Genomic DNA, 8,342 nt, shown 5'->3' on the forward strand with positions numbered 1-8,342 from the left:
ACCGATAGCTCAGCTGGATAGAGTACTTGACTACGAATCAAGGGGTCGGGGGTTCGAATCCTCCTCGGTCCGCCACTGCTGTTTTGACCTTCCAATGCCAGATGGCTTTCGCGCGGTTCGGCGCCTATCCCATTGGATAGGCCCATTGTTCGAATTCGGCACAAATTCCCTCTAGCGTTAAAGTTTGGCTAGCGAATTGGCGCTAGGTTTTTCCTCTAGGATAGAACTCAACTCAGCGCGGAGCCTTAGAGTGTTTTTTAAGGGTAAGACGCGGGCGGCGCCCGAACGAGCAGACATGGACCGTGTGATTGCGGACATGATCGAGCGCACTCAGGCGACGATTCAATTTGAGGCTGACGGCACAATCATCACGGCCAATGAGAACTTCCTGAACTTGATGGGCTATCAGCTCTCCGAGATCGTTGGGAAGAATCATTCCATGTTCGTGGATCCGAAATTCGCGAGTGGTGGAGACTATGCGCAGTTCTGGACCGCCTTGCGGGCCGGGCGCACGCTGTCCGACCAGTTCCCGCGGATTGCAAAGGGTGGGGCGGTTGTCTGGATTCAGGCCACCTATGCTGCCGTGCCCGGTCCGGACGGCAAGACCGAGAAGATCATCAAGGTCGCGACGGATGTGACAGATCGGCGCCGCGCGCTGCAGGAAGTCGCGGCTGGGCTTCAGGCGCTCAGTGAGGGCGATCTGCGCCAGCGGGTCGTGATCCGAAATGCCGAAGACATCGGAGTGATCGCCAAGGCCTACAACCGGTCGATGGAGCAGTTGGAAAAGGCTGTAAACACCGTGAAGAACGTGTCCTTTGCGGTGGGGCAGACGGCGTCCGAGATCAGCCAGTCTTCCACGGACCTGTCGCATCGCACCGAAAGCCAGGCGGCCACGCTGGAGCAGACGGCGGCCGCATTGGAGCAGCTGACCTCTACCGTGCGGGCGGCGGCTGCAGGGGCGCATAAGGTTGAAGAGATCGTCGGCAACACCCAGTCTGCCGCCGTGCAGAGCGAGCGCGTCGTCTCGGATGCGATCAGCGCCATGTCTGCCATCGAAAGCTCCTCGGAAAAGATCGCCAAGATTATCACCGTGATCGATGATATCGCCTTTCAGACCAATCTTCTGGCCTTGAATGCCGGGGTCGAGGCGGCCCGTGCGGGTGATGCCGGGCGCGGTTTTGCCGTTGTTGCGGCGGAAGTCCGTGCTCTGGCGCAGCGCTCTGCCACGGCGGCGGGTGAGATCAAGGATCTGATCAGCGAAAGTAAGGAAAACGTGGGCAGCGGCGTCGACCTCGTGGGGCGCAGCGGCGAAGAGCTGAAACGGATCATCGATGCCGTTGGAACCATCTCGGGCCATATTTCCGAGATTGCCACCGGTGCGTCGGAGCAATCCACCACCCTGGTGGAAATCTCCGCTGGCGTGTCCCAGCTGGATCAGGTCACCCAGCAGAACGCCGCCATGGTGGAGCAAACCACGGCCGCGACGCAAATCCTGTCCAACGACGCATCGCAGCTGACCCAGGAGGTTCAGGTCTTCAAGACCCGTCCCGATATCGGAGCCGAGGCCAAGACTGGAAGTGGCGTGAAAGCCTCCACCGCACCAAAGGTTGGTGTGCGGCGACCGGTCTCTGCCACACAGGCAGGTGCCCAGGCCACAGCGGCAGCCGAGGCCGTGCGCTGGGAAGACTTCTGATATCTCTCCGAAGCCCGCGCCCGCATGGGCGATGACGGGGATTTAAAGACACCACTGGGCCGCTCTTTCCGGGGCGGCCTTTTGCTTTGGCGGCTGTCCCTGATCACACGACCGGATCGCGCCGCAGTGCGCGCGGTCTCGTGATCAACTGCCGTGTTGACACTCCCGCGCTGCGCCGCGACCCTTGCGCCAAAACGGGGGCATGGATGACAGCGCGCGCAGTACCGGATTTTCCCATTATCCGCACGGTTGGCCTTTCGGGCATGATCGTGACCTTCGCGGATGGACTGAGCGAACCGTCGAATCGGGCAACGCTCGCCTTTCGCAACCATCTGGAACAGTTGAAGTGGGACGGGGTTCTGGAAACCTCCACCTCCTTGGCCTCTGTCTATATCCGGTTTGATCCGGGGGATGTGGATCACGACCGGTTGCGCACTCAGCTGCAAGAGCAACTGGACTCGCGCAACTGGCTGCAGGAGGCCTTGCCGCTTGGGCGCCGGTTCTGGCGGGTGCCCACGGTCTACGGCACGGATCTGGCGCCGCAGCTGGCCGAAGCCGCCGATGCGGCGGGGTTGAGCGAATCCCAGGCAATCGAAAACCTTGGGGCGGCGCGGGTGCGGGTTTTGACCATCGGCTTTGCGCCCGGCCAGCCCTATCTGGGGCCGCTGGGGGAGGAATGGGATCTGCCGCGCCAGACCGAATTGACACCAAGGGTGCCGCGCGGCGCCCTGGTGCTCGCCATTCGCCAGTTCGTGCTGTTTTCGGCCGAAACGCCGACGGGCTGGCGCCATGTGGGTCAGACGGGTTTTATGCTGTTTCGACCTCACTCAGACAGGCCCTTCGCCCTGCAGGCCGGTGATGAGTTGCAGTTCGAGCCGGTATCGCGATCCGATTTCCTGAAGCTGCGCGACAGGGATGAACACATGGGCGGGGCCATGTCGCAGGAGATCCCGGCATGAGCGGGCTCAAGGTTCTGAAGATCGGCCCGGCGGCAAGCGTGCAGGATCAGGGGCGGCCTGGCCTGCTGGATCAGGGTGTCTCTCGCGGCGGTGCCGCGGACCTGCTGGCCCTGGCCGAAGGCGCGGCGCTGTTGCGGCAGGATCCCAACCTGGCCGCGCTTGAAATGGGCGGCATGGGCGGCACCTTCGAGGCCACCGGGCCCTTGCGCATCGCCCTGACCGGGGCGCCGATGATGGCGGCCTTGGACGGGAGCGCGCTGGCCTGGAACGCCAGCCATCGCATGGAGGCCGGGCAACGGCTTGAGATCGGCGCGGCCCGTCGGGGTGTCTACGGCTACCTGCATCTTGGCGGCGGCATCAGTACCGAGCCGGTTCTCTGCGCGCGGGCCACCCATGTGGCGGCGGGTCTGGGGCGGCTGGTTGCGCCCGGTGACAGGCTGCCAGCGGGGAGGGATGCCGGAGGTGACACCGGCATGACCCTGGCGTGCGAAGACAGGTTCGGCGGCGGCGAGCTGCGCATCGTCGAAAGCTTTCAAAGCGCGCTGTTTTCGCCAGAGGTGCGGGCCCGTTTCGCAGAGACCGAATTCCGACGCGGCAGCCGCGCTAACCGGATGGGGGTGGAGATGCTGTCGGAGGGGGCCGGGTTTGCCGCCGCAGGCCAGCTCAATATCCTGTCAGAGGTGATCGTGCCGGGCGATGTGCAGATGACCGGGGACGGTAAGCCCTTCGTTCTATTGCGCGAGGCGCAGACCACCGGCGGCTATCCCCGGATCGGGACGGTTCTGCCCTGCGATCTGCCCAAGGTGGCGCAGGCCCAGGCCGGAGCACAGCTGCGGTTTCGCTGGGTCACGCTGGAAGAGGGGCTGAGCCTTCAGGCAAAACACGAGAAGGCTCTGCATGCGCTGCCGGGGACCTGTCATCCCCTGTTGCGCCATCCCGGTGATATTTCGGACCTTCTGTCCTACCAACTTGTCAGCGGTGCGGTCTCTGCCATGGCCGACCCCTTTGCCACTGGAGAAGACTCATGAGCAAGACCGTCGATTTGAACGCCGATATGGGCGAAAGCTTTGGCCCCTGGAACATGGGGGACGATGAGGCTCTGCTGGATGTCGTGTCTTCGGCGAATATCGCCTGCGGCTTTCATGCAGGCGACCCCGATGTGATGGCGCGGACCATGGCACGGGCGCGCGACAACGGGGTCGGTATCGGCGCCCATCCCGGCTTCCTCGATCTGCAGGGCTTTGGCCGTCGCAAGATGCATGTGCCGCATGAAACCCTTGCCAATATGGTGCGCTACCAATTGGGCGCGGCGCAGGGCATGGCCACGGCGCTGGGCACCAATGTGCGGCACCTGAAACTGCACGGGGCGTTGTCGAACATGGCCTGCACCGATTACGACATGGCCCGCGCCTGCTACCAGGCGGCGTTGGATGTGGATCCTGACATCATCATCATGGTGCTGGCCGCCACCGCGATGGAGGAGGTGGTTCGGGATCTCGGCTGCAACTGGTGCGGAGAGATCTTCGCCGATCGCGCCTATAATGACGATGGCACCCTGGTGGACCGCAGCCAGCCCGGCGCGGTGATCCACGATCCGGATATCGCAGGCCCCCGCATTCTGCAGATGGTTCAGGAGGGCGCGATCATCACCGAAAGCGGCAAGCGCATCGAGACCGCGATCGACACCATCTGCCTGCATGGCGATACGCCCACGGCCGTCGACATTGCCCGCAATGTGCGCAGCAGCTTGACCGCAGGCGGTGTCGAGGTGCGCCAGTTTGCAGGGCGCCGGGGTTGATTTGTCGCCTTGGGGTGGCGCGGCACCAGGAGTTCAGTCTTTGGGTTCTTGATTGTTTTTATTGATAACAATGATTTGAGGCTTTGTTCGGACAAATTGGATGTTGGCTTCTATCGCCGGGACGCCCTGTCGGATATAGCTGGAGGACCGTGACCACAGCAGGGCCTTGGGGCGATGACCATCCGTTTCTTTTCCACCCGCAACAGGCCCGTCCACCTGGGCCCCTTCCCCGTGGAGCGGCTCAAGCGCCTTGCGGGTGACGAGATGCCGGATCTTTCGGCAGTGCCCAGTTTCCAGCCGCTGAACTTCCGCCGCCCGCATCTGCCGTCTTCTATCGTCAATGCGATGGGAGAGTATCAGGCGATGATGGATGCCATCCGCGATGGCCTGGTGAACAAGGCACGGGCGGAATGTCCCGAGGATCCGCAGGACCGCGCCGAACATCTCAAGGCTTTTGGGTACTTCTCCGATGCCGCCATGGTCGGTATCGGCCCTGTGCCGGATGCGGCGCGGCTGGAGCAACCCTACCGCAATCCCGATATCGATCGCCTAGCACAGGACCTGAAAACCCGGCAGACCAAGACGCTGGCCTCGGGTATCGACATGATCATGGCCGATCTGCGCGATGCGATGGAGGCGCCAGCCAGTGGGATCGGCGGCCATTCGCGCGCCATCGTCTTCCTCTACGAGATGCCGCGCGATCCGCATCCGGGCGAGGAGGGCTGCGACTGGATCGAGGACGCCGAACATCACCGGGCCTGCCTGCGGGCCAGTGAAACGGCGGTGGTGCTGGCGAATTACATTCGCCTGCTGGGCTGGGATGCCAAGGCGCATACCGGCACCTCTTCCGATGTGGATCTGAACCGATTGGCTGTGGCCGCGGGACTGGCAACCGTCGAGGGAGAGATGCTCTGCACTCCCTATCTGGGTGATCGGTTCGGCCTTGCCGCTGTCACCACCGATTTCGATCTGGCAATGGACCGGCCCTTGGTGCCGGAAGGCCAGCAGCCGGGCCTTTCCACCAAGGGGCCGAAATGGTGGCTCGGGGTCGGGTCTGAGCGATCTGTCCTGAACGGCGATCCCTTTAGCAAGCGCCTGTTCAAGGACGGGCCGCATCCGTTTGAGACCCTCAAGCGGGTCGAGGACCCCACCACATATATAGATGAGGCCCGGGTGGCGCGGGTGCCCAAACGCGCCGATATGTTTGCGCGCAGCCAGTTCGGCGATATGGGCAAGGCGAACCAGACGGCGGCCACCGGCGGGCTTTATGCCCGCAAGGCCGCCCCTTCGATGGCGCAGCGGCGGATGCTGGGGGCCTTTGTCCTGTTGCAGGACGGCGAACCCGCGAAAGGACCGCGCCCCTCGGATGCGGCGCGCAACGCGGCCAACGTCAAGGCGGCCAGCTACTGGCTGGGCATAGATGCGGTCGGCATCAGCCGTTGTCCGGACTGGACCTGGTACAGCCATGACGCCACCGGCGCCCCCATCGTGCCGGATCAGCCTCATGCGATCAGCATGATCGTCGATCAGGGCTTTGACACAACCGAGGGCACCTCGGGCGATGATTGGATCGCGGTGGCGCAATCCATGCGCGCCTACTTGCGGTTTTCGCTCTTGGGCGGGGTAATCGCACGGCAGATCCGTAATCTCGGCTACAAGGCCAAGGCCCATACGGTGATGGATGGCGAGGTCTTGCAGCCACCGTTGCTGCTGCTCTCCGGCCTCGGCGAGGTCAGCCGGATCGGCGAGGTGATCCTCAACCCCTTCCTGGGGCCGCGCCTGAAATCCGGCGTGGTCACCACCGACATGCCGATGGAACACGACCGGCCTATTGATTTCGGCCTGCAGTCCTTTTGCGAGGCCTGCAACAAATGCGCCCGGGAATGTCCCTCTGGGGCGATCACTGCCGGGCCGAAACTGATGTTCAACGGCTACGAGATCTGGAAAAGCGACAGCCAGAAATGCACCACCTACCGGATTACCACTCCGGGCGGGGCCATGTGCGGGCGCTGCATGAAGACCTGCCCCTGGAACCTGGAAGGTATCTTTGCCGAGCGCCCCTTCCGCTGGGCGGCGATGAATGTGCCAAAGGCCGCGCCCGTACTGGCAAAGCTGGACGATGCCCTGGGCAACGGCGAGATGAACCCGGCCAAGAAGTGGTGGTGGGACCTGGAGCTGGAAGAGGGCGGCGGCTACCGTCCGACCCGCCACCCGGTCAATGCACGCTCCCTGCAAAAGGATCTGGATCTGCGCTACGAGGATCAGACTCTGGCGGTCTACCCGGCAAGCCTTGCGCCACACCCCTGGCCCTATCCCTTCCCGATGGATCGTGAGGCCGGGATCGAAGCCTATCAGGCGATGATCACCGCCGAGGAATACCAGGCCCGCCGCGCGCGCGGCGAAACAGGTCCCTGGGATCACATCTATTCCACCGATGCCGATAGCCCGGTTCTACAGGTTGTGGTCTCAAAAGCGGAAGACATGAGCCCCGCCGTCACCAAATATGAATTCAGCAGCCTTGACGGCAGCGATCTTCCCGAATGGAGCGCAGGCGCCCATCTCGATATCGTGGTGGCACCGGAATTCCTGCGCCAATACTCGATGTCCGGCGATCCTGCGGAGCGGTCCAAATACCAGATCGGTGTCCTGCGCGAAGACGAAGGGCGGGGCGGTTCCAAGCTCCTCCATCGGATCTTCAGCGAAGGTCGCCGGGTCTTCATCTCCCGGCCCATCAACCATTTCCCCCTGGAAGAGAGCGCCGAGAAGAGCTTTTTGATGGGCGGGGGCATCGGCATCACGCCGATGATTGCCATGGCACACAGGCTGCACGCGCTGGGCCGGGCGTTTGAGCTGCATTACTCCATCTCTGATCGCGCCGGTGCGGGCTACCTGCCTGATCTTGCGGCCGTGCCATGGGCCGATCAGGTTCACCTTCATATCTCGGGTGAAGGATCACGCGCCGATCTGGACAGTATCCTGACCGGCTATCGGGATGGCTGGCATGTCTATACCTGCGGGCCTGACCGTTACATGCAGGCCGTCATGGCGGCTGCGGAAGGCCAGGGCTTCCCGGAAGAGGCGCGGCACCTTGAGTATTTCTCACTGCCGGAGGTGCCCGACTATGTGAACCATCCCTTCACATTAAGGCTGCGGCACAGCGGTCGCGAGTTTCTGATTCCGGCGGATAAGACCGCCACCGAGGTTCTGGCCGAACATGGCGTCCATATCGACGTCAAATGCGCCGATGGGATTTGCGGCGTCTGTAAATGCGGCCTGCTGTCGGGAGAGGTGGAGCACCGCGATTTCGTGCTGTCCAAAGCGCAACGCCAGGACGCAATTATCCTGTGCCAATCACGCGCCGCTGAGAAAGACGGAGTCATCGAGGTCGACCTGTAGCGGTCGAGGGAGGGGGGCTCCCGCGCGTCGCTCAATGCATCAAAGATGCCTTGGCGTCCCTTGGGCCCGGCGCCGCGCTTGCGCACGGCGAGGGCGCTATCGCTCGGACGGGCTATGCCCCATACCGTCGATCTCGCGATACGGCACGTTTTCGCGAAAGGTGGCACCCGGCAGATTCGCCGCGATTCCCCTGGTTGGTTGTGGTGCCCGAGGGCTGAACACCAAGATGTTGATCAAGCCACCACTGATGAATCAGGCAAAGGGATGCCCCCGCGCTCCGATCTCGAGGAGGCGACCGGTTCGTTGGGCAATTTCCAGGTCAAAATTCACCTTAAATAACTGATATTATTTGGTTTTATTCTTTTCTTTGGATTATTTTGTTTTTTGGGTTGCGGGTGGTTTGTGTTGGGACTAGAACCCCCTTCACCGGCGGCGCTGAGGCGCTACTGAGAGGATCTGGACGGAACGCGAGAGTGGATGTTCGGGTTTGATTGGG

The 8,342-nt window shown here is 62.7% G+C and carries 5 protein-coding genes; all 5 read left to right on the forward strand.

Features of this window, described 5'->3' with window-relative positions; translation table 11 throughout:
- Window positions 1-250: 250 nt before the first annotated feature.
- The 5 genes from PXK07_RS18390 (at window position 251) to PXK07_RS18410 (ending at window position 7,846) form a co-directional block, all read left to right on the forward strand.
- Window positions 251-1,693 carry a methyl-accepting chemotaxis protein gene (locus PXK07_RS18390; RefSeq protein WP_446728407.1) on the forward strand — a complete coding sequence of 481 codons (1,443 nt, stop codon included), beginning with the start codon at window positions 251-253 and terminating at the stop codon, window positions 1,691-1,693.
- Between the two features lie 206 nt (window positions 1,694-1,899).
- Window positions 1,900-2,652 (forward strand): 5-oxoprolinase subunit B family protein, encoded by a 753-nt coding sequence (locus PXK07_RS18395; RefSeq protein ID WP_274849765.1) that lies wholly within the window; start codon window positions 1,900-1,902, stop codon window positions 2,650-2,652.
- Complete coding sequence (locus PXK07_RS18400) at window positions 2,649-3,680, forward strand: 5-oxoprolinase subunit C family protein (RefSeq protein WP_274849766.1); 1,032 nt, start codon at window positions 2,649-2,651, stop codon at window positions 3,678-3,680. The genes PXK07_RS18395 and PXK07_RS18400 overlap by 4 nt, the downstream gene beginning before the upstream one ends.
- Window positions 3,677-4,450, forward strand: a complete 774-nt coding sequence (locus PXK07_RS18405) for a LamB/YcsF family protein (protein ID WP_274849767.1) — start codon at window positions 3,677-3,679, stop codon at window positions 4,448-4,450. Before PXK07_RS18400 ends, PXK07_RS18405 begins: the two co-directional genes overlap by 4 nt.
- A 174-nt stretch (window positions 4,451-4,624) precedes the next feature.
- Complete coding sequence (locus tag PXK07_RS18410; RefSeq protein ID WP_274849768.1) at window positions 4,625-7,846, forward strand: 2Fe-2S iron-sulfur cluster-binding protein; 3,222 nt, start codon at window positions 4,625-4,627, stop codon at window positions 7,844-7,846.
- The last annotated feature ends 496 nt before the right edge of the window (window positions 7,847-8,342 follow it).

The sequence above is a fragment of the Phaeobacter sp. QD34_24 genome (assembly GCF_028890115.1).
GTDB lineage: Bacteria > Pseudomonadota > Alphaproteobacteria > Rhodobacterales > Rhodobacteraceae > Phycobacter.

Excerpts from the sequence above, each read along its gene's own strand:
- PXK07_RS18400 (WP_274849766.1), top strand. The coding sequence starts at position 2,649 with ATGAGCGGGCTCAAGGTTCTGAAGATCGGCCCGGCGGCAAGCGTGCAG.
- PXK07_RS18410 (WP_274849768.1), top strand. The coding sequence starts at position 4,625 with ATGACCATCCGTTTCTTTTCCACCCGCAACAGGCCCGTCCACCTGGGC.
- PXK07_RS18405 (WP_274849767.1), top strand. The coding sequence starts at position 3,677 with ATGAGCAAGACCGTCGATTTGAACGCCGATATGGGCGAAAGCTTTGGC.
- PXK07_RS18395 (WP_274849765.1), top strand. The coding sequence starts at position 1,900 with ATGACAGCGCGCGCAGTACCGGATTTTCCCATTATCCGCACGGTTGGC.